The 1,027-nt window shown below is 64.9% G+C and carries 1 protein-coding gene; it reads right to left on the bottom strand.

Annotated features, from left to right (window positions below; genetic code table 11):
* Positions 1–1,027: hypothetical protein (locus AB5Y47_RS00010; RefSeq protein WP_368219567.1), on the bottom strand; the 1,027-nt coding region annotated here is incomplete at both ends.

Genomic DNA, 1,027 nt, shown 5'->3' with positions numbered 1-1,027 from the left:
TCACGGTCAGAATGGTCTTGCCGCCCGCATCCAGCAGGGTGATGACGTTGCCGTTGACCTGATAGTGGGTCGGCTGGCCGCCGCTGGTGAGGCCACTCAGGCCAGGCTGGTTCGCCTCGAAGTTAAGGGAGACCAGGCGGTCGCTGCCCACATTGACCGGCAGCTGGCCGTCCAGGCTCTGGCTGGCCCCGCCCTCCTGCAGGCTGATGCCGGCGTCGTTGCCAAGGTGAGGATCGGCGGCATCGGTGATCACCGCCGTGGTGCTGCCGGTGATCACCGAGCCGTCGCTGTCGGTCACCTTGACCGGCAGGCTCAGGTTGAGCTTGTCGTCGGCGCCGTGATCCAGGTTGGTGTGCACCTTCACCTGGTAGTCCAGGGTTGCCTGGGTATGGGCTTCGATGCGCCCCGGTACGCTCGGCAGGGTCACCGTCAGCACCAGGGTGCCGCTCGCGGTCAGAGCCTGGAAGCCGTGGCCGTTGCTGCCCGGCACCTCCTGCCAGGTGAGCGTCTCACCGTTGTGAGTGATGGCCTTGCCGCTCGTATCCAGCACCTGACCACTCAGGGTCAGCCGCACGTCCACCACGGGATCGGAATCCGCAGTGATGGTGAGGGTGCCGCTGGCCTGCTGGTCGTCCGCCGTCTGGTTGTTGGCGGCCCCATCGAAGCGCCCTTCGCTCAGGGTCACGCCGGTCAGGCTGAGGGTCGGTTTGTCCCCTTCCGCCACGCTGATGTTGAGGGTGCCCGTGGTGCTGTCGTTGTTGCCGCTGCCCTTGTCGCTGTCAATGATGTTCAGCTTGAACGGCAGGTCGGTCGCGGTGTTGCCGCTCTGGTGCACCCCCTGATAGAGGGTCACCTTGTAGTCAAAGCCGTTGCTATCGGCGTTGTCGAGCTTGCCACTGAGCTCCACTTGCAGCACCTCGATGCGATGGCCGTTGACTTCCACATAGCCTTTCAGCACCTGGTTGCCCGGGATGCTGGCATCGCCGTCGACCAGCTCGTATTTGACGCTCTGGCCCAGGGCGGTCAG

This window comes from Aeromonas sp. R7-2 (assembly GCF_040908105.1).
Lineage (GTDB): Bacteria > Pseudomonadota > Gammaproteobacteria > Enterobacterales > Aeromonadaceae > Aeromonas > Aeromonas caviae.
This window is presented reverse-complemented; position numbering and strand designations above follow the sequence as displayed.